Source organism: Paraburkholderia sp. BR10923, assembly GCF_040948765.1.
GTDB classification, from domain to species: Bacteria; Pseudomonadota; Gammaproteobacteria; order Burkholderiales; family Burkholderiaceae; genus Paraburkholderia; species Paraburkholderia youngii.
Window position 1 is genome coordinate 12,712 of the sequence record NZ_JBFPKO010000030.1, and the last position, 18,711, is coordinate 31,422.

Consider the following 18,711-nt stretch of genomic DNA (forward strand, 5'->3'; position numbering starts at 1 on the left):
TCAGTCGCGCTCACCCGCGACGCGACGCGCCTCTACGGTGACAGGAAGCGTTGTATCGGCCACCATCTCCGGCAGCTGGAATCGCCAGCCGTTCGCAAGCGTTATCACCCCGCCCCACATCTTCTTGCCATCGATGCAGACGATCTGCTCCTCGAGATCCTTCTTTGGCACGTAGGCGCTGAGTATGCCTTTCCTGTCCATGCGGATCATTAGTTTCACGTTGAGAGTTCCAAGGTCGGTTAAAAGATTCGCACTTCAACAAGTAATTCCAATAAATCTAACGATCGGGCCGAGAAGCACAGCGCTCGTCGTAGGTGGCTCTTGTACTGCGACGAGTGCCTCCCAGCTCTGATAGGCCGATATCGTCCTTCCTCCCTTACGACCGTCCAGTCGGGCGCGATCTCGCCCTCAGTGCAGCGACCGCCTGCCCGTCAAAATTGACTGATTGAGCGCATCGCAAGACTCGCCGGCACCACGTATTTATGGCCATTTCGGCAAGCCTCCAAGCCTTAACCAGAAAGCCGCTTCCGCACCGGCCTCAATAGACGTCACCGTTGCAAAGGTCCCGCAACTCCGTGACGCGGATTGCCGACGACTAGACGGGCTCCGTTGACTTGCGAACCGTCCGGTGCATCGTCACCATGCGCGTTACACGAGCCGCGTCCGACGGGTCCGTTGTGGTCAGTTCCCTCGGGGCTACGAAGACCTATCCAGCCTAGATCGGCCGCATGCTCGCCCAAACGGGCGAGCACGTCATGGGGAAGGTGGTCAAGCGTGCATAGCTCCTTGGCGCGCATGCCGACGCGATGGTCGATTTCGACGAAGTGAACTGCATAGATGTAGAACCGTTGCAGGAAGGTTTCGATTCCGATCACATACCCCACGTCGCCTTTGCTGACGAGCGATTCACCCATAGCCTTACCGGCGTAGGTGCCGTCGTTACGGATGGAGAAGCGCGAAGCGACGCACTCACCAATGCTGAAGCGAGGCGCAAATGTGAGCTCAATGAGGTCATCGCTGTCAATTCCAGTCATACTTATCCTCCGTGACATACCGAACTGCTAGCTCAAGACAACTGCGGTGGAGGAAGGGGTCACCCGCGTCCGATCGCGCTAACATCCATCCGAGCGACATTGGCACTGACCGCGACGACCGACCGTTGGTTTTCCTTAATAAATGCGAAACCTGACCGATCTGGCGTTTCGATGAAGTCGATCTTCAGACCATCTAGCAAAACGCGGCTTTCTGCCGGCAAGAAAATTCGCAGTCCGTGGACCTCGATGGTCTCGTCGCCGGTCCGAGCCTCTACTTCGGCACTGAATTCGGCGTCATATCCAGAGCATCCGCCGGTCCTGACAAGAAGACGAAAACCAGCACTTGATGGCAAGCCGGAAAAACGCACCACACGGCGCATAAACTTTTCCGCGGCAGCGGTAACAGCAAATTTGGTCAACATGATGTCGGCATGGTAATAGTTAGTAATCCTTTGACGATTCGTCCAGGTGCTGCCCGCGGCCAGCGATGCTAGCTCACCACAATGCACCCGTCCACGGGACAAACCGCCAAGCACTGCGGACTATCAAACTGTCCTTCGCATACGGTACATTTCTTCGGATCGATTGCGAATACGCCACCTTTCTCGCTTATGGCGACATTCGGGCACTGCGGCTCGCAGGCCGAGCAGCCGGTACAGGTTGAGGCAATGATCTTCAGGGGCATAATGGCACTCCTTGTAAGAAGGTTTGTATAGCGCGCGGGCAGCCGATCCATTTGTCCGTGTGCCGCTCAATCAGCAGCAGCCGTCGCAGTAATCGACGTCTTCTGCCGGATCCCGGGGGCGCCACGCTCCACGTGCACGGTCACGCCTTTCGTGATGCGGCTGCAATATTCGATGAACCATATCAGCGCGGCTTTTTCGATTGTTTCGTACGCGTACTGGTCCACCGGCTCAATGCCCGCCTGCGACAGCTCCTTGCGCGGACACAAACCGACCTTCGCAACCAGTACAGCGTGGCAATCGCTGATCGCGTGTATGAGCGGTGGCAGGCGATCTTCATCATCATGGCCGCCCCGACAATACGACTCCACGCGGCGGTGTCCCACAAAGATCGCTCCGCCAGCGCTGACCTCGAAAATCTGGAACTCGGAGACATGCCCGAAATGTGCGTTCACGCGGCCGTCTCCCTTCGTCGCGACAGCGATCAGCACCTTCAGGTCGGCCGGCACTTCGCTCGCCTTCACCAAAGCCATTGCAGTCTGTTTCGCGTCGCGCTGCGCAATGCGTTGCACTTCCACTCGGCGCTGAAGTTCCCGACGGTAATTAGCGTCGGACCTAGTTTCCATGTCGTCGATCCCGTCGAGCTTGAACTCGTCGCGGCGGTCCTCACTCAGTAGACCTACTGCGTCCGCACGGCACTGACGGCAATGGCGCATTAACGTAGCGCCTCCCTTGCAACGGTCCTGCACGACCATTAACTCGCTAGCAGTAGGGCCACGCTGTCCGTGCAGTCCGAAATACGTGCCATGCTCAGCGTCCGAGATGAGCGGCATGATATTGTGCAGGAAAGCACCGCGCTTCTTCACTTCGCTGTTCACCTCGATCAGGTGTTCGTCATTTATGCCCGGAATCAACACCGAGTTGATCTTCGTCAACACGCCGCGCGCCGTGAGCATTTCGAGCCCTTGCATTTGCCGCTCATGAAGGATCTGCGAGGCCTCCTTGCCCCTGACGCGCCGGTGGTCCCAAAAAATCCACGGATAGATCAATTCACCGACGTTGGGGTCCACCATATTGATGGTGATCGTCACATGCTCAACAGCGTTGCTGCAAATCTCATCGACAAAGTCCGGCAACGCTAGTCCGTTCGTTGACAGACATAGTTTGATGTCCGGAGCGCGCTCGCGGAGCATACGGAAAGTGTCAAAAGTCCTCTTCGGATTGGCGAGCGAGTCACCGGGACCCGCAACGCCCAACACCGTCAACTGCGGAATCTTGGCCGCGACGGCCAAAACCTTATTCACGGCCTGCTCCGGCGTCAGCTTCTCCGACACGACGCCGGGTCGCGACTCATTGGAACAGTCATATTTACGATTGCAGTAGTTGCATTGGATGTTGCAGGCGGGCGCCACCGCCACATGCATTCGCGCGTAATGGCGATGCGCTTCTTCCGAAAAACAAGGATGCTTGTTTATCCTTTCCCATACTTCTGCCGGCTCGCGCTCAGGCTCGTCCGACGAACTGCAGCCCGACTTGTCTGCGCGGCCGTGGGTGTCGCAGCCGTCGATCTGAACAAGCGCATGTCCGGTCACCCTCAGGGTTAGTGTCTTTTGGATACCGACAGGCGCAGTCGAGGACAGCGTGCTGGCATTCGCGCAATCTTGCATGGATGTTCTCTCCAAAGCCTCCAGTGGTTCGCCGGCTTTATCAGCGAAATCCATGCCACTCACTCGAACTCCATTGGTATCGGTACGTGAGTTGGCCAACCAACTCAATCTTCTTGCTACGCGTCTTGACCAAAAGCCGACAACCAAGCCGTATTCTGTCGCTGTCACGACAAAAATAACGCACTCGTCGTGAGCACAAATTGCTTTTGGTAGGCCACTATCCGCTCTCTATCACCCGGCACTGCCGCATTGCGCGTGGGGCATCCGCGATGCCTCTCCGCCTGAAGGGCAAGCTTCGGCCGTTCGTGTGGCGCCGACAGGGTACCGCGAAGCGTTGCTTTGACCTGTAGACCATCACCTGGCACAACGTTTGCGATACATGGCCAACAGCTGAAGGGATCCGACATGAGCAACCCAATCATCAATGACACGACACTCCGCGACGGCGAGCAAACCGCTGGCGTCGCATTTCGCACGGAGGAAAAGTGCGCGATTGCCGCCGCACTGTCGCAGGCTGGCGTCGCCGTACTCGAAATCGGCATTCCAGCCATGGGCGAAGACGAAATGGCGTGCATTGATGCGATTGTCGACATGAACCTCGACGCTCGTCTGATCGTTTGGGGGCGACTCACCGACGAGGACCTCAGCGCGGCATTACGCTGCGATGCCGACATGATTCATCTTTCGGTCCCGGTATCGGATATTCACTTGCAACACAAGCTACGGCAGTCGCGTAGTTGGGTGTTAGCGCGGATCGCACGCGTCATTGGAAAGGCTGCGAAAAGCCACCCCAAGATCTCCCTCGGTATGGAAGACGCCTCGCGGGCGGACCCCTCGTTCATCTTAGAAGTTGTGCGATGCGCAGAGCAGCATGGGGCTCAGCGCGTACGATTTGCGGACACCGTGGGCATATTGGACCCATTCAAGACATTCCACGCTATCGCAGCAATCCGCGTCGCCGTGGACCTGGAGATCGAAATCCATTCGCACGACGACCTCGGACTCGCCACCGCCAACACGCTGGCGGCCCTCTCAGCAGGGGCGACCCACGCCAGCACTACCGTCAACGGCCTGGGCGAGGGGGCCGGCAATGCAGCGCTTGAGGAGGTCGTCATGGGCACGCGACATCTGCTCCGACGAGACACAGGCATTGACGCAACTGCGTTACGCGACATCTCATCGCTGGTCGAACGGGCGTCTGGCCGCGCTATTTCCTCCAACAAGAGCATTGTTGGTAAGGACGTCTTTATGTACGAGTCAGGCATTCCTACCGACGGCCTTTCGAAGCTCCCCACGACCTACGAGGGATTCGATCCCACAGAACTAGGCCAGCAACGGTCGACGATACTCGGCAAGCATTCTGGATGCTCAAAGTGTACGTGACGTCTACGACGCTCTTGGCGTCACAGTGTCCGAGCGGCTTGTGCCTCAGTTGCTTGCACGTATCCGGTCATTTGCCACACAGTACAAACAGGCGCCGGGGACAGCCGATCTGCATCGCTTCCTGACGCAAGCACGTGGCACCCGAGTTAAGGTGTCTTGAGGCCGTCATCGGGTGCGCATTGGTCCAATAGGAGAAACGACGTGCAAGAGGTTATCGAACAACTGCATCGCCTGTCGTCCACGGAAGACTTCCTGCGATTCTTTGACATTTCATTCGACGAGAAGGTAGTGAACGTCAGCCGCCTGCACATTCTCAAGCGTTTTTTTCAGTACATCGAGCAACAGAAGGGGCTACCGCGTAACAACGCGGCGGCTGTGTTCTCTATCTATCGATGTTTACTGAATAAGGCCTACAACGACTTCGTCGTGTCCACGCCCGCAGAGCAAAAGGTTTTCAGAGTCTTTCAGGAAGCGGATGGACGGCGGGTCGTCTCAATTGACCAGCTGCGCGCGTCGCTGCCAGCACGCGGCGACGCCTGACCCGGAGTACCCAATGCATATTGTCGTTTGCATCAAGCAGGTACCGGACTCGGCACAGATCCGCGTTCACCCTGTCACCAACACCATCATGCGTCAAGGCGTCCCAGCCATCGTCAACCCGTACGATCTGTTCTCGCTGGAGGAAGCGCTGAGGCTAAAGGACCGCTTTGGCGGTACTGTAACCACACTCTGCATGGGGCCGCCGCAGGCTGAAGACGCACTTCGCAAATGCGTCAGCTATGGGGCCGACGAGGCTGTACTCGTCACCGATCGCGCTTTCGCTGGCGCCGACACGCTGGCAACGTCATATGCGCTGGCTGCCGCGATCCGACAAATCGCCAAGGAACAGCCGGTCGATATGATCTTTACTGGCAAGCAGACTATCGACGGCGACACTGCCCAGGTCGGCCCCGGCATCGCTACACGCATGGGCTTCCAGTTGCTCACTTACGTGTCCAGGATCGTGGAAATCGACCTCGCCGCACGCTCGATCGTCGTCGAGCGTCGCGCAGAAGGCGGCGTACACGTACTCAAAACTCGATTGCCATGCTTGGTGACGATGCTTGAGAACACCAACGAACTTCGCTTCGCGACGCTGCCCAGAATGATCCACGCGGCAGCTTTTCCGGTACGGAAATGGAATCGCGAGCAGGCCGGCATCGAGGACGTTAGCAAAATTGGGCTGAAAGGCTCACATACCGTAGTGAGCAAAGTGTTCGGCCCAACACCGCGCGAGCAAAAAGCCGAGATGCTCACACTGGATATGGCGAGCCTGCGCGGCGTCTCGTTGGATCTGGTGCATAGGATGTTCGCTCGCCATCCGACTTTGGAGGCAGATGTGCTAATGAAGAGGACCTTATGAACTCGACCGTTGCCGCGAAAAAGCAGCCGGCCTTGAATGCCAGAGGCCGCAACCTGGAGCTACCCGAACATCTAAAAAACTACACCGGTGTCTGGGTCTTCCTTGAGCACGACCGCGGCCACGTGCATAACGTGTCGTGGGAGCTGCTCGGCGAGGCCCGCAAGCTTGCAGACAAACTTGGCAGCAACGTCTGCGTGGCGGTGCTCGGCGGCACGGATGAGCCCCTCGAAAAGTTTTCAACTGAGGCGTTCAGCCTTGGAGCAGACAAAGCCTATGTCATTCACGACCCAGTGTTGCGTGGCTATCGCAATGAGCCATTCACGAAGGGGCTGACCGATCTGGTCAACAAGTACCGCCCTGAAATTTTACTGCTCGGCGCGACCTCGATGGGCCGGGATCTCGCCGGCTCCGTTGCGACAACCCTGCTCACCGGGCTCACCGCCGACTGCACCGAACTGAACATCGATCCGACCTCCCGGGCACTGGCGGCCACTCGTCCGACGTTTGGCGGCTCGCTGCTCTGCACGATCATGACGCTTGCATATCGACCGCAGATGGCGACGGTACGCCCACGGGTCATGGCGATGCCCTCAGCGCAAGAAGGCCGCGTCGGCGAGATCGTGCAGGAAACACTGGGGCTCGTCGAAGCCGACATTGTCACCAAATTGCTCGACTTTGTCGCTGATGCGACGAGCTCTCAGATCAACCTTCCGTATGCGGATGTGATCGTCAGCGGCGGCAAGGGTCTCAAAACTCCGGAGAATTTTCAACTCGCGTTTGATCTGGCGCGCGTACTCCGTGGCGAAGTCGGCGCTACGCGCCCGTGCGTGCAGGCAGGTTGGGTCGCGGCGGATCGACAGGTCGGGCAAACTGGCAAAACCGTGCGGCCGAAACTTTATATCGCAGCCGGCATCTCGGGGGCAATCCAGCATCGCGTCGGCATGGAAAGCTCGGACGTGATTGTCGCAATCAACACCGATCCGAACGCACCTATTTTCGAATACGCGCATTACGGCATCGTCGGGGACGCACTGCAGTTGCTGCCCGCGCTAACGCACGCCTGCAAGGAACACTTGGCACTTCGGCAAATGCGAGACACCAGGAGAGTTAGATGAGAGAATCGTCGCAATTCGACGCGATCGTCGTGGGTGCCGGACCGTCGGGCAACGCTGCGGCCTATGTTATGGCTAAGGGTGGACTGAAAGTACTTCAAATCGAGCGCGGCGAATATCCCGGTAGCAAGAACGTTCAAGGCGCGATTCTTTACGCCAGTGCACTTCAAGAAATCATCCCAGACTTCCGTGACGACGCGCCACTTGAGCGCCACATCATTGAACAGCGCATGTGGATGCTCGACGATACTTCGTTTGTAGGCACACACGCGCGTAGCGACGACTATAACAAGCCCCCGTATAACCGCTACACGATCATACGGGCGCAATTCGACAAGTGGTTTTCGTCGAAGGTCCGTGAGGCCGGTGCCTTACTGATCTGCGAGACCACGGTGAATGACCTGATTCTGGACGGAGACCAAGTTGTCGGCGTCCAGTGCGACCGCGAACACGGCGAAGTTTATGCGGATGTCGTGATTCTCGCGGACGGCGTCAACTCAACTTTGGCCCGCAAAGCGGGCTTTCATGGTGAGATCGAAGCGCGCAACGTCGCACTAGCTGTGAAAGAGATCCTCTTCATGCCCGAGGAGACAATTCGCGAGAGGTTTAACGTTGCCGATCAAGAAGGCGTTGTAATAGAGATGGTTGGACGACTCACAGATGGCATGGCAGGAACTGGGTTTCTTTACACGAACAAGGAGTCGCTGACGATCGGCGTCGGCTGTATGCTGAGCGACTTCAAGAAAAACTCTAATCGCACAACCCCGTATCTGCTTCTCGAGAAAATGAAGCGTCACCCGTCCATCGCTCCCCTTATCGCGGGTGGCGAGATGAAGGAGTACTGCGCGCATCTCATTCCCGAAGGAGGGTTTAATGCGATCCCGCAAGTATACGGTAACGGCTGGATGATCGTCGGTGACTCGGGCGGCTTCGTCAACGCCGCGCACCGAGAAGGCTCGAATCTCGCAATGACGACGGGGCGCCTCGCTGCCGAGACAGCAATAGCCGCCAAAGCGGCCGGCCGCCACGGCTACCGTGCCAGCACGCTGTCAGCGTATAAGGCCGCGCTAGACAAGAGTTTCGTGATGAAGGACTTGCACAAGTACCGCGATATGCCGAAGGTCTTACACCATAATCCCCAGTTCTTTACCACATACCCTGATCTCGTCGCGAAAGCGGCCCGCACTATGATGACGGTCGATGGCATCGACAAGAAGACCAAGAAGCGCGAGGTCATAACCAGCTTCCGTAAAAGTCGCTCGGTGACAGGGCTGATCGGCGACGCATACAAATTCTGGAGGGCTTTCCGATGAATAATACGACCACTGCCAACATCGACGAAAAGCTGTTTCAAAATCGCTACCGAGTGGACGTCGGGCGGCCGCACGTCCGCATAAAAGACGTGGACATTTGCACAAACGATTGCACAGAAAAGAGCTGTACATTCGTGTGTCCCGCCTCCTGCTATCGGAACGAGAACGACGGCTCAGTCACGTTGGTCACCGACGGCTGCCTCGAATGCGGTAGTTGCCGCATTTTGTGCACCGAACACCATAATGTTGAATGGGCCTATCCGCGCGGGGGATATGGCATACAGTTCAAATTCGGCTAAACGAACAAGCTCAGTATCGCTCCGCGGCTGAGCGCCTTATCACATCCGGAGAAACTTTGATGAATCTCATTACTGGTATCGAGTCGACGGATCTGTTCGGCGGTGAAGTCCCGGCCGGCGTACTACAGCTGATCGAGAGAACCCGCCGCGGCAGCGATGACGATGTGGTCGCCGCGTTGTGGACCGCCATCCTGTCCTATCCGCGCTGCCTGCCACCCTACTATCTGCTATATAAGTTCCATGCAAACCGGGGAGAACTTGGCGAGGCGCATAGAGTTGCAACGAGGGCTTTGGCGGTCGCTGCCTGGGAAGCGTCGATCAGCAGTGATTGGTGCGCGGTGCAGCCGGGCGACGCGGACTTCTCCATTCCCGGGCCGCCGCGCTTTTGGCTCTTTACGCTGAAGGCGCTTGCGTTCATCAGCGTACGGCGTGGCGAACGGGCCCTTGCACTGAAGCTGATTGCCAAACTACGCTGGCTGGACCCGATTGATTGCATCGGTTTCGAGGTCGTCGAAGCCTTACTCGCGCAGTCAGAACACGGCAATCGCAAACTGACGAATTGACAGACAGCAATTCGTCACTAGAAGGGGAACTCCCACGATTCATTGGAGCTTTTCCGCTGCCCAATCGAAATGCGCGGTCAGCTTTGTGATGCTCAATCCTTCCGGCACGGTGCATAGCACCTTCTCAACAACATGCAGACCATGACTTCGTGCGTTCGGTGCGGAAGGCAATCCCGGTATCGTCAATGTCGCGTCTACCTTCATGCAGGGGTGCACATCAATCCGTGCCGAAGGTTGCGAGCGAGTTCCGGACCTCGCCGCTGACGGCGTCGCAATCCCCGAACAGCTAATGCAATTCTAGTTCGAAAAGCATGAGTACAACGGGCCGCCAGCGGAGTTGAGCATCCTTTCGTGCGATGTTGGGGGCGGCTGTTCTGCTCGTATCAGTAGCATTCCAGTTGGCCGGATGCAATGGAGACGATGTGGCACCGCCGCTTACTGACAAGGAGGCAAGTCAACCATTCGCATTCGGCCAGTCTACACCGCCCGGTACCGTTACTCCATCGACCGCACCATCGCGGCCACCCCCGACGTCGACGACCGAAGTGGGCGCAAAGTAGACGCGCTCGGGTGGCCACGCGTGGGTAGTGCAAACCGGTCGACCCGACAGCTACAGATTATGTCGTCGTTGACGCTCGGGCCGTCATGCCCGGGATAAAGCGATGCGCGCGCCATTGAGGCAAAGCGTGATGCAGACGCGTGGACACCGTCAGGACGGCAAGCCCGACTGGATGCCTGCGCGTCGTGCAACCTGCCGAAGTGGCGGAGGGCGTCAAGACGCCAACCGTCGTGCGGGCGTCGGTTTATTACGCAGATCCGACCACCCCAACCCACGCACGACATTTGTCGGCGAGGCGGAAACATTCGAACGGGCTACACGATCGTCCACGCTCGATTCAATCGAGCCAACCAGTCGGACTGGTTGCATCGCCACATTCGGACAGAACCTGCCGGGCAATCGGTACAAGCTGATACGCTTCACACCGTGCTCTTCGCAATGCGGTTTTTGTTAAGGTCATGTCACTCATCCCTAGCTGGCAGGTTGACGACCATCGTCAACGGGATAACGCCCCGTTCACGTCAGCCTCATCGCAAGGGCTTCCACACCACTACGGACGGCTTCCCCTCGTTGCCGCATCGGAGTTTTTCGTCATGGTGTTTGTCCTTTGTCATTTCCAGCCATCAGGTCCGTAAGTCGCACCGGTTCGCAACTAACGATACTCTTACTTGAACAGCAGCGCTTTGATATCACACAGACTGAACCGAAACCTGAAGCATAGGACATCGCGCAACTGATGACCGCCGCTGGGAAGCGATGACTGTGGGTCACGGCGATCTCGCATCCTAAGCACGCGATCGTACTCGGTCAATTCAGCAATGTCACAGTGACTCTCTGACTGCTCATAGCCCAACTGATAGATTAGGTTCCATTCTCATTCTCCTTCGCGAATACGCGTGGATACTTCTGCGATTGTCATTTCACCAATGTGACGCGAAAGCGAATGAAAGAACATTTCATCAAAGAGCTCTTCCGATTCTTTGAAAGCTCTTGCTGGATTCTCCTCAACGAAAGCGTAGGCTTCTTCGTGAGCAAGGTCGAGAAGTTTATGAATCTGGCTTTTATGCATCGTGAACAGCATATCAACTAAAAATAAAGGCGCACACTGATTAAATGGCTGCATTTCTGCGTTCTAATACGTGCGAGCATTGCCACCAGCCACTTCGCTCGTAGTTTGAGCGCCCCGTTTCTTCGGTACGTATATGAGCAATTTCTGTATGGCTTGCAACGCAGTTCACCGCCGAAGCGACGCAGCAGCGTGGCCTCGCGGTTCAGCGCCAAGCCCGATTGGCGCATGCGGGACCTTGCAAAGGTTGCAGAACGGACAAGCGTGTCTACCCGGCTCGCGCTGCGCCATAAGCACATGCTCGGGGGTCAAGTCCACCTGTTCTCTTGTCCCGGTTTGCGAATCTACTCCGTACCGGCACTACAGCAGTAGGCGAGGAGGAATACATGGTTTCCGGTGTCGGTCCTGACGATTGAGCGGATATCCGCGTTGAGCTTCGCCATCGCCGCAGACACGTAGTCGGGGGCCGGCAGCTTGTCGGTATTGAAGTCGTGGACAACCACGGCAACGGCGTTGTTGTCCTTCGTCATTGGGTGAGCGAGAACTCGATCTTCTTCCGCGAACCTCTGTTCCCGCGTCGCTACTGCACCAACCCGTCCGCTGCAGTATCCGTGAGTACCTGACATCACATGAATCGTATTACCATCACCGCTCAGCCCCGCTGCGATCGTCTTGAGAGCGGCCGCGACGTCGTCCACGCAACACAGATCATGGAATCCCCAAATTTGCACGGCGTCGGGAGTACCGCTGGTAATGTTTACAAGTGTTGCCACGATGTTCTCCAAGGTTTCGAAAGGGCCCATTTGATGATCAACCAACAATGACGGCTAAAGTGAGATGTCACTGCCCCGCCATGCCGCGCACAGCGACTACACAAGAGCCGCGAAAGTAAGAGGCCAGTTCAAAAAGCTTGCTCTGCGCGACTTAACGCTTTCCAGTCGTCAAAAGAGCAACCGAATTCTAGTGCTTCATGAGTGCCAGCGGGACGCTTGAGGCGGAGGACGACGGGCGACGGCACCCCATAAACGAGTTCGCCACACCGCAATCTTTAGAAGTTAGGCCGACGATACATATAGCCCGCGCCCGACCGACGGCCATTCTCCGAAAGGTTGTCAAACGCGAAGTCACCTGGACGAGCATGTGCCTCATATCAACGAGTTTTGCTGCTTTGTCCGTTTCGTACCTGTGCCGTTGATCAGTATAGCAACAATCATGCTCGTCACCGGTTAAAAGCAACGCCCACTGACCCTCCGTCAAACGTTGCGCAGCGGTAAGTCCAGGAAGGATTTTGCGAGACTGACAGGCCGCCGCGTACTCAGCAGGCGACCAGCGGCGCTATTCCGGCTAGTACTGCGGCCAGCCCCATCCAAACATGACCCTCTTGATTTTAGGCATGGAAACTCCTTATCAGAATAGCAGATGGCCATCGAACCCGCGGTTCATAGCACTTCTGCCACGATAACGAAACTAACGTCATGGGTGCCCGCCGCCCACCTCAACGCTGAACGCGCTCGAACTCTGCCACGTTTTAGCTAGAGTAGCGAAGGCTAGCAGACTATAGAACAAATTGGCATTCAACATTTCTTATGCTACTAGCCGCAAATTTTTATCGACCGCTTTCAACGAGGCATATCCTTCGCGTGCGAGCCGATATCGGAATCCGACACAGATGGGGCCACGCAAACCGTGCCAGAGCACCACATGCCAGAGCACCACATTCCTGCGGCGATTCGTTGGGACAACGGCTGACAATCGTCCAACCGCGCATGCTCGATGACATTGCGAGACGGATGAGACGCTTGTGCGCCGTGAGCGTACCACTGACGAGCCATGGAGGCCTGGAGTGCAGCAAAGCCGCCCAGGTGGAATAGCCGGGATCAGATCTAATCTATGACGGCGAGGCCGGGTTGCAGCTGCGCAAAGAATCGGAGCAGCGACTATCAACAAGTGGCAGGAGCTACATTTTTGGCGACCGCGCGGACCACCACTTGACTGTTTGATTTGCGCGGCGCGCAAACCAGACAAAGAGTTCTATCGCATCCAAAGTGATTCAGAATTCAATCGGGGCTGCGTTGTATCGTCCTTCCAGACATCACAACATCGCAGCGCTTGGCGTTTCCTTGGTAGCACAGGCAAGCTATTGACAATGCGTTCAAGATCAGGCCAGATGCCGATCAGCGCGACACCTGATATTCATCTAGCTTGAAAATGCGGCGCAGCACCGGCACATCAATTCACCTTGCACCTAACGCTACGTCAGGCTTTAGCGTTGATGTACGCACCGGAGACGCAATGCAGTTAAAGATCGGTGAACTGGCAAAAAGAGCGGGGCTGAGCGTTCGTGCTTTACATCACTACGACGCGATCGGCTTGCTGTCTCCGTCGCAACGCACTGAGGGGGGAGCACGCCTGTACGGGCGTGGCGACCTGATCCGGCTGCATCGTATCGAGGCACTGAAACGGTTCGGTTATTCGCTTCCCGATATCAAAGTCAGCCTTGACGACCAACCGGCCAGTGCCCCGATAAATATTCTTCATCGCCAGATCGCCGAACTGGACGCGCGGGCTTCGCGGGCGCAGCGGCTCAGTCGCCACCTGCGACGCCTCGCCAAGATGCTGGCCGCCGGCAGCGAAACGCTCGCGATTGATTGGCTTAACACCTTGGAGTTGATGAGTATGTATCAAAAGCACTTGAACGAAGACGAACTCGACACGCTGTTTGCAACGGGCCCGGACGCGATTGCGCCGATGGATCCAATATGGGACGAGCTCATCGTTGAGGTTCATAGCGCCATGCGGGAAGGGCTGTCTAGTGAAAGCAGTGTTGCCCAAGAGTTGGCTTGGCGCTGGGTTCGGCTCATGACCCGCATGACGAACAACGACCCGGCGCTCGCTTACAAGTTGATGAAGATTCAAACCGCGGAGCCACGCGCACAGCAGATTGTCGGCATTACGGCGGAGATGCTGGTTTGGATAGACGAATCGTTTGCGCACGCGCGCTGCACACTTCTCGCCAAACACTTGAACCCGGCGCAAATGGACGAAGTTCGACGCCGCCAGCTTAACGAAAAGAACAGGCGCGAATGGCCAACGTTGGCGCTTGAGTTGCGGGCACACATGCAGGCCGGCGTCGCGGCCGACGCTGCGCCGGTACAGGCTCTCGTCGAGCGCTGGCAACAGCTTTTCCGTGAAAGCTTCTGTGGCGATGACGTGGTCTTGGAAGTGCATGTTCGAGACGCCTTGAACCAAGAGCCGGACCTGCAACTTGGGGTGGGGCTCGACGAGGCATTGTTGGCCTATCTGCATAAGGCACACATCGTTGGGCACGATGTGACGCCAACCGACGCCGGGCCCAAGCCTAGCGCCTTGATCGTGGCTAGACAACGGGCGGCGCACCAACTACTGGATCGCCCGCTGGCGCTTGATGATCCGCTCGCATTGGCCGTGCTAGGCAAAGCCGAGGCACAGGACCTACGCAATGGCCTCGATCGGTTCCGCCACCCGATGTCGATGTGTAGGCGCAGCGCGCTGGTCGTACGCAGTAGGCTAGCTGACGACATTTGGACCGAGGCCGCCGAGCGGGGGGTGCGACAATACGTCGTGCTTGGGGCAGGACTCGACACCACCGCCTACCGGCAGCACGACACGCCCGGGAGCATCTTCGAGGTTGACTTGCCGGCCACGCAGGAATGGAAACGAGCGCACCTGAATGAGGCGGGCATCCGCTTGCCGCAATCGTTGCGGTTCGTACCGGTCGACTTCGAGCGCATCAGCCTTGCCGAGGGCTTGACGCGTGCCGGATTCGATCCACTCGCACCGGCCTTCTTCAGCTGGCTCGGAGTAACCATGTACCTCGACGAGGCTGCGGTCGTTGATACTTTGCGGTTCATCGCGCGCTGCGCCAGAGGCAGCGCCGTGCTGCTGGAATACGCATTGCCAGTGTCCAGCTTGCCGCCGATGATGCGTGTCTTCGTCGAACAGTTGATGGCGCAATTCGCCGAGGGCGGCGAGCCGTGGAAAAGCGCGTTCGATCCGGCTGAGTTGGCTCAAATGCTGGTTACACTGGGCTTCAGCAGTTCCCACACTTGGACTATAGACCAGTTGAACCAAAGGTACTTTGCGAACCGCTCAGACGGACTGCAAATCGGAACAACACCGTCACGTCTAACTCTGGCCACGGTCTAATCGTCAGACTATGCCTCGCAATTACTTGTTTATCCGCCCCAGTCCGCGCAATGGTCAGCGCTACAAACGGCAAGGGCATCCCACAATCGCAAGGCTATACGAGTAGCAATGCGCCAGCGCAGCGATGCCACCGAGCCAAGTACGGGTCACCGCGGGCGCCGGGGAGCCGAGCAGGAAATCCTCGGGTGCGAGATGCACCGAGGATTTCAGGTTGTTTGCAGCCTCGGTACAGTCGTGTGCGACGAGAAACCCGGAGGCGAACGCATAGGAAGACATGATGACATCCACGCTTAACACCTTGATCCGCGCTGAACGCAATCAGCTGGCAATCGTTAAAGTATCTCCTGAGCATTTGTAGCTCACCGTCACGGCGAATATGCCAAGGCCCCGCATGGCCACGTATCGTCGGTAGCCAGACCATCAATCTGGTCCGAAGCAATCCGCGAAATCGCCACACTCCGCGCAGTTTGAAGACTTGCAGACAAGCAACGCCTCACGCTCGCACAGTTGCTTGTAGAGGAATTTCTTCCACTTCATACCGTGAACGTTTTTTTGCGCCAGCCGCGGAAACCAATAGCCCAACAGCACCGGCAATTCGCTACGCGAGCGAAGGCGCAGCTCCTGCCACAGGTGTTTGTGCCCCGCACAGGCGCAGGCGAGCGCATGCGAAACGCAATGGATTTCAATCGTTGTGCCTGCGAGCGGATCAGCATGTGCCTTCAACAGGTTTGCGAGGTCTCCGACCTCGTCGTCGCACGATCGCTGGCGCCACGCTGCAGGCGAGGCGGCCAGTTGCAAGAAAAGGGCGCTGTCGACGCCGGGAAACCAATGCGCAAGCAGCCAGTGGGTTTCATCCAGATTCAACCCGCGGATGGGCAGTGTGTGCACGCCGGCTTGGCCGAACGCCGCCGAGAGTACCCCTGCGAGGGCAAGAACCGTGGAATCGTTGCTGTCCACAGCGTGACGCATCAACGTCGTGTAGAAGTCCATCACCGTCCTTTGTGGCTCAGACCATGGCCACCGCGTGCGTGTAGCACTTTTTTGGGCATATCCTCGCGCATGCCGTGCAACCGATACACAACTCCCGGCGCGCAATAGTCATAACCTTCTTTTCGTACTCGTCGTCGTCATCCTCGCCTACCGGGGTAAGGTCGCCCCCCTCGTCTACACCGACGAGCTGCAGGACCCCACGAGAACACGACCGGAAGCATCGTCCGCAGCCGATACACTTCTCATCATCAAGGGCGGAGACAAAGGTAGGCGTCCACATCTCCCCGCTAGGTAGTTTTACGCAAAAAATCTCGCTCATCTCCGGCTCCCAGGCGCTTCGTCGAGAGCCGCAGCCGCGGCCTTGCGCGCGTCCATCAGCGCGGCGTGAGCTTCGTGACAGAGCTGCGCAACCGTCAATATCTCTTCCCACCTAGTCGGAAGATCCTCCGAAAGGTCGTGGAGATCCATCTTGGCCTGAATGGCCCGTGTATTGAGTGTCTTCAGGCGCACCTTCAGTTCATTCGGGTCACTCATGCCCCCTCCCGTGGTAAAAGGACGCGCCTCAGTTGTCGCTGTCCGCAAAGTGGCGGTCTTGTCAACAGTGGCTTTAGCCATGAGATACCTCGTCATCCTCGGCAAAGTCGAATGAGCGCACATTTCTGGTTAGCGCCTTGCGCAACCACGGCGGTGGCGTACCTTTCAGGACATCCCTAAGCTTGATAAGGATGTCCTCAATTGGCTCCAGCTGTGGCACCTTGACTGGATGCACCTTCAGCGCTACGACGCGCGCCGCTCCTGAACCACCGATTGCGGCAACGTACAGGATCGCGCAACCGCGGATCGCGTCCAGCTTCGGTGCAAGCTTATCTTCGTCGCCGTCCTCCTCTAACTTGCCGCCAAAATCGAAGGCTTCCACGAACGCGTACCCCTCCGCCGTCACATCGAAGATAACAATGCTTTTCGCCCAGCCAAAGTGCGCGTCGACATGCAGTTTGTCCTGCGTGGCAAATGCGATTTTCATGTAATGGTTCCCTCATGATTTGCATGCAATGGTCGCGACGACCGGAATTCCTTACTCCGCGTTAGCGACTGGCGCAGCGAGGTCGAGCGACGACTGCGGCAGAGCCCAGTCGGCCGGGCGGTGGTGCGTAACTCGATCGATTAATAGATTCGCGAGTTCGAAGACGAGGTTCATCGTTCCGCGATAGCCGACCTGGCATCGATGGGCATTGCCGACCCGGTCGAATACGGGGAAGCCTATGCGCAACAGAGGCTTGCCGAGACGCGCGGCCATCTGCCGGCCGTGCGAATGCGTAATAAGCAGGTCGCAATCCGCCGCGCCTCGTTCCATGTCCTCAAGGTCACCGAGCACGACCTCGCTCGTCGGCAGTAGCGCATGCGACGCCGATGTAGTCGTGCTGACGCAGACTGGCAACTCGGCGCCGATTTCGTGCAACAGCGAACCGATTGCAAGCAGCAAATCCGGTTCTGCGCCCAAGGCCACCTTAACGCCACCTATGTAAAAATGGCTGTCGAGCATTGCATCCAGCAGTTGGCTGCGCTGCCTCTGGTATTTGATCGGGACCTCCCGGTCTGACAATCGCGCAATGCGATGCAAGAGCCGGTCGTTCGGTTCGAGCCCTGTGAGCCGCTCAAAAATTTCGAACGGGATGCCTGCGATAGTCTCCAGTGCCTGCGCACCGTCGCGCGTTTGCTCGCCCACGCCGATGGTGAATGTCGACGCACCTGCGGCGCGTATCTGGTCGAGAGAAGTTCCGCCCAGCGTGGTCCCGCGCCAGTCGGGAGCAATGTGGCCATCGAGCGAACCGGAGACGTCTGGCAATATGATCGGAACTAACCCGAATGCCTCAATGATCTCTCGCAACTCGTCGATATCGCTGGGTGACAGATGACTGCCGGGCAGCACGTTGACCTGTCGCTGCACGGTTGGCAGTGGCTTGACAAGCGCCTTCACGATTGCAACGATGGCGCGCCTGTAGCCGTCCTCGAATGCGCCAATGTAGTCTGGCGTCGATACGTACACGAGTTCGGTATTGCTCAACTCTGGCTTGCGTTTGCGCACCATCGCGAGATGACCGGCGACATCTTCCCCGTTGGCCTCAGTCAGCCCTGTCGAGCAAAGCACGATGATTTTCGGCGCCGCGCGCTTGCAGATGTTCAGTAGCGCCGTTTCGACGTTTTCAAATCCGCCCAGAATGGTAGTGACCTCATTCATTGCAGTGGTCTGCAACGGGATGGCCTCCTTGAAATGGCGCACCAAGAGGACGAGGCCGAACGACGTGCAGCCCTGCGAACCGTGCATCACCGGCATGCACGCATCGAGTCCCATGGCGGCATAACTCGCGCCAAGCGGCTGGCTCATTTTTAGCGGGTTGACCGTACAGGCTTTCCCTAGTTCGACGACGTTTGCCATTGTGTCTGCACTCCGCTATGC

The 18,711-nt window shown here is 57.5% G+C and carries 20 protein-coding genes and 1 pseudogene; 8 read left to right on the forward strand and 13 right to left on the reverse strand.

The window, feature by feature from the left end:
- The 5 genes from nifT to nifB form a co-directional block, all read right to left on the reverse strand.
- Positions 1 to 219, reverse strand: coding sequence for a putative nitrogen fixation protein NifT (gene nifT, locus AB3X94_RS35170; RefSeq protein ID WP_368593702.1), 219 nt, complete (start codon positions 217 to 219; stop codon positions 1 to 3).
- 329 nt (positions 220 to 548) lie between these two features.
- Entirely contained in the window at positions 549 to 1,034 is a 486-nt protein-coding gene (locus AB3X94_RS35175) for a nitrogen fixation protein NifZ (RefSeq protein WP_368593703.1), read from the reverse strand.
- A 59-nt stretch (positions 1,035 to 1,093) separates the two neighbouring features.
- Positions 1,094 to 1,456 carry a HesB/IscA family protein gene (locus tag AB3X94_RS35180; RefSeq protein WP_368593704.1) on the reverse strand — a complete coding sequence of 121 codons (363 nt, stop codon included), beginning with the start codon at positions 1,454 to 1,456 and terminating at the stop codon, positions 1,094 to 1,096.
- A gap of 68 nt (positions 1,457 to 1,524) precedes the next feature.
- Positions 1,525 to 1,719, reverse strand: coding sequence for a 4Fe-4S binding protein (locus AB3X94_RS35185; protein WP_176125947.1), 195 nt, complete (start codon positions 1,717 to 1,719; stop codon positions 1,525 to 1,527).
- 66 nt (positions 1,720 to 1,785) lie between these two features.
- Positions 1,786 to 3,384 (reverse strand): nitrogenase cofactor biosynthesis protein NifB, encoded by a 1,599-nt coding sequence (gene nifB, locus AB3X94_RS35190; RefSeq protein ID WP_368613939.1) that lies wholly within the window; start codon positions 3,382 to 3,384, stop codon positions 1,786 to 1,788.
- A gap of 405 nt (positions 3,385 to 3,789) precedes the next feature.
- Here nifB and nifV point away from each other — a divergent pair.
- The 7 genes and pseudogenes from nifV (at position 3,790) to AB3X94_RS35225 (ending at position 9,456) form a co-directional block, all read left to right on the forward strand.
- Positions 3,790 to 4,927 (forward strand): annotated as a pseudogene (nifV, locus tag AB3X94_RS35195) (homocitrate synthase).
- Between the two features lie 41 nt (positions 4,928 to 4,968).
- Positions 4,969 to 5,307 (forward strand): nitrogenase stabilizing/protective protein NifW, encoded by a 339-nt coding sequence (gene nifW / locus AB3X94_RS35200; RefSeq protein WP_368593705.1) that lies wholly within the window; start codon positions 4,969 to 4,971, stop codon positions 5,305 to 5,307.
- Between the two features lie 13 nt (positions 5,308 to 5,320).
- On the forward strand, positions 5,321 to 6,169 hold the full coding sequence (locus AB3X94_RS35205) for an electron transfer flavoprotein subunit beta/FixA family protein (protein WP_176112436.1): 849 nt from the start codon (positions 5,321 to 5,323) through the stop codon (positions 6,167 to 6,169).
- Positions 6,166 to 7,284, forward strand: a complete 1,119-nt coding sequence (locus AB3X94_RS35210) for an electron transfer flavoprotein subunit alpha/FixB family protein (RefSeq protein WP_368593706.1) — start codon at positions 6,166 to 6,168, stop codon at positions 7,282 to 7,284. The genes AB3X94_RS35205 and AB3X94_RS35210 overlap by 4 nt, the downstream gene beginning before the upstream one ends.
- Positions 7,281 to 8,594 (forward strand): FAD-dependent monooxygenase, encoded by a 1,314-nt coding sequence (locus AB3X94_RS35215; RefSeq protein WP_368613932.1) that lies wholly within the window; start codon positions 7,281 to 7,283, stop codon positions 8,592 to 8,594. Before AB3X94_RS35210 ends, AB3X94_RS35215 begins: the two co-directional genes overlap by 4 nt.
- A complete protein-coding gene (locus AB3X94_RS35220) occupies positions 8,591 to 8,893 on the forward strand; it encodes a ferredoxin family protein (protein WP_176112439.1) in 303 nt (100 codons plus the stop codon). Before AB3X94_RS35215 ends, AB3X94_RS35220 begins: the two co-directional genes overlap by 4 nt.
- Positions 8,894 to 8,952: 59 nt before the next feature.
- Entirely contained in the window at positions 8,953 to 9,456 is a 504-nt protein-coding gene (locus tag AB3X94_RS35225) for a hypothetical protein (RefSeq protein WP_368593708.1), read from the forward strand.
- Between the two features lie 1,433 nt (positions 9,457 to 10,889).
- On the opposite strand, the gene AB3X94_RS35230 is transcribed toward AB3X94_RS35225, so the two are convergent.
- Both AB3X94_RS35230 and AB3X94_RS35235 read right to left on the reverse strand, forming a co-directional pair.
- Positions 10,890 to 11,138, reverse strand: a complete 249-nt coding sequence (locus AB3X94_RS35230) for a hypothetical protein (RefSeq protein ID WP_368593709.1) — start codon at positions 11,136 to 11,138, stop codon at positions 10,890 to 10,892.
- Positions 11,139 to 11,425: 287 nt separating this feature from the next.
- On the reverse strand, positions 11,426 to 11,854 hold the full coding sequence (locus AB3X94_RS35235) for a hypothetical protein (protein ID WP_312883734.1): 429 nt from the start codon (positions 11,852 to 11,854) through the stop codon (positions 11,426 to 11,428).
- Positions 11,855 to 13,373: 1,519 nt separating this feature from the next.
- On the opposite strand from AB3X94_RS35235, the gene AB3X94_RS35240 reads away from it, so the two are divergent.
- Entirely contained in the window at positions 13,374 to 15,266 is a 1,893-nt protein-coding gene (locus AB3X94_RS35240) for an SAM-dependent methyltransferase (RefSeq protein ID WP_368593710.1), read from the forward strand.
- A 60-nt stretch (positions 15,267 to 15,326) separates the two neighbouring features.
- On the opposite strand, the gene AB3X94_RS35245 is transcribed toward AB3X94_RS35240, so the two are convergent.
- The 6 genes from AB3X94_RS35245 to nifN form a co-directional block, all read right to left on the reverse strand.
- Entirely contained in the window at positions 15,327 to 15,542 is a 216-nt protein-coding gene (locus AB3X94_RS35245; RefSeq protein WP_368593711.1) for a hypothetical protein, read from the reverse strand.
- A 144-nt stretch (positions 15,543 to 15,686) separates the two neighbouring features.
- Complete coding sequence (locus AB3X94_RS35250; protein ID WP_018435008.1) at positions 15,687 to 16,256, reverse strand: nitrogen fixation protein NifQ; 570 nt, start codon at positions 16,254 to 16,256, stop codon at positions 15,687 to 15,689.
- 16 nt (positions 16,257 to 16,272) lie between these two features.
- Positions 16,273 to 16,575, reverse strand: a complete 303-nt coding sequence (gene fdxB, locus AB3X94_RS35255; RefSeq protein ID WP_368593712.1) for a ferredoxin III, nif-specific — start codon at positions 16,573 to 16,575, stop codon at positions 16,273 to 16,275.
- Positions 16,572 to 16,790 (reverse strand): CCE_0567 family metalloprotein, encoded by a 219-nt coding sequence (locus tag AB3X94_RS35260; protein WP_026228605.1) that lies wholly within the window; start codon positions 16,788 to 16,790, stop codon positions 16,572 to 16,574. The genes fdxB and AB3X94_RS35260 overlap by 4 nt, the downstream gene beginning before the upstream one ends.
- 73 nt (positions 16,791 to 16,863) lie before the next feature.
- A complete protein-coding gene (nifX, locus tag AB3X94_RS35265) occupies positions 16,864 to 17,277 on the reverse strand; it encodes a nitrogen fixation protein NifX (RefSeq protein WP_368593713.1) in 414 nt (137 codons plus the stop codon).
- A gap of 51 nt (positions 17,278 to 17,328) precedes the next feature.
- On the reverse strand, positions 17,329 to 18,690 hold the full coding sequence (gene nifN, locus AB3X94_RS35270; RefSeq protein WP_368593714.1) for a nitrogenase iron-molybdenum cofactor biosynthesis protein NifN: 1,362 nt from the start codon (positions 18,688 to 18,690) through the stop codon (positions 17,329 to 17,331).
- Positions 18,691 to 18,711: the final 21 nt, after the last annotated feature.

What these genes read in the sequence shown, in the direction of transcription:
- AB3X94_RS35175 (WP_368593703.1), bottom strand. Translation starts at nt 1,034, where the DNA reads ATGACTGGAATTGACAGCGATGACCTCATTGAGCTCACATTTGCGCCT.
- AB3X94_RS35180 (WP_368593704.1), bottom strand. Translation starts at nt 1,456, where the DNA reads ATGTTGACCAAATTTGCTGTTACCGCTGCCGCGGAAAAGTTTATGCGC.
- AB3X94_RS35185 (WP_176125947.1), bottom strand. Translation starts at nt 1,719, where the DNA reads ATGCCCCTGAAGATCATTGCCTCAACCTGTACCGGCTGCTCGGCCTGC.
- nifB (WP_368613939.1), bottom strand. Translation starts at nt 3,384, where the DNA reads ATGCAAGATTGCGCGAATGCCAGCACGCTGTCCTCGACTGCGCCTGTC.
- AB3X94_RS35205 (WP_176112436.1), top strand. Translation starts at nt 5,321, where the DNA reads ATGCATATTGTCGTTTGCATCAAGCAGGTACCGGACTCGGCACAGATC.
- AB3X94_RS35210 (WP_368593706.1), top strand. Translation starts at nt 6,166, where the DNA reads ATGAACTCGACCGTTGCCGCGAAAAAGCAGCCGGCCTTGAATGCCAGA.
- AB3X94_RS35215 (WP_368613932.1), top strand. Translation starts at nt 7,281, where the DNA reads ATGAGAGAATCGTCGCAATTCGACGCGATCGTCGTGGGTGCCGGACCG.
- AB3X94_RS35220 (WP_176112439.1), top strand. Translation starts at nt 8,591, where the DNA reads ATGAATAATACGACCACTGCCAACATCGACGAAAAGCTGTTTCAAAAT.
- AB3X94_RS35225 (WP_368593708.1), top strand. Translation starts at nt 8,953, where the DNA reads ATGAATCTCATTACTGGTATCGAGTCGACGGATCTGTTCGGCGGTGAA.
- AB3X94_RS35230 (WP_368593709.1), bottom strand. Translation starts at nt 11,138, where the DNA reads ATGCAGCCATTTAATCAGTGTGCGCCTTTATTTTTAGTTGATATGCTG.
- AB3X94_RS35240 (WP_368593710.1), top strand. Translation starts at nt 13,374, where the DNA reads ATGCAGTTAAAGATCGGTGAACTGGCAAAAAGAGCGGGGCTGAGCGTT.
- AB3X94_RS35245 (WP_368593711.1), bottom strand. Translation starts at nt 15,542, where the DNA reads ATGTCTTCCTATGCGTTCGCCTCCGGGTTTCTCGTCGCACACGACTGT.
- AB3X94_RS35250 (WP_018435008.1), bottom strand. Translation starts at nt 16,256, where the DNA reads ATGGACTTCTACACGACGTTGATGCGTCACGCTGTGGACAGCAACGAT.
- fdxB (WP_368593712.1), bottom strand. Translation starts at nt 16,575, where the DNA reads ATGAGCGAGATTTTTTGCGTAAAACTACCTAGCGGGGAGATGTGGACG.
- AB3X94_RS35260 (WP_026228605.1), bottom strand. Translation starts at nt 16,790, where the DNA reads ATGAGTGACCCGAATGAACTGAAGGTGCGCCTGAAGACACTCAATACA.
- nifX (WP_368593713.1), bottom strand. Translation starts at nt 17,277, where the DNA reads ATGAAAATCGCATTTGCCACGCAGGACAAACTGCATGTCGACGCGCAC.
- nifN (WP_368593714.1), bottom strand. Translation starts at nt 18,690, where the DNA reads ATGGCAAACGTCGTCGAACTAGGGAAAGCCTGTACGGTCAACCCGCTA.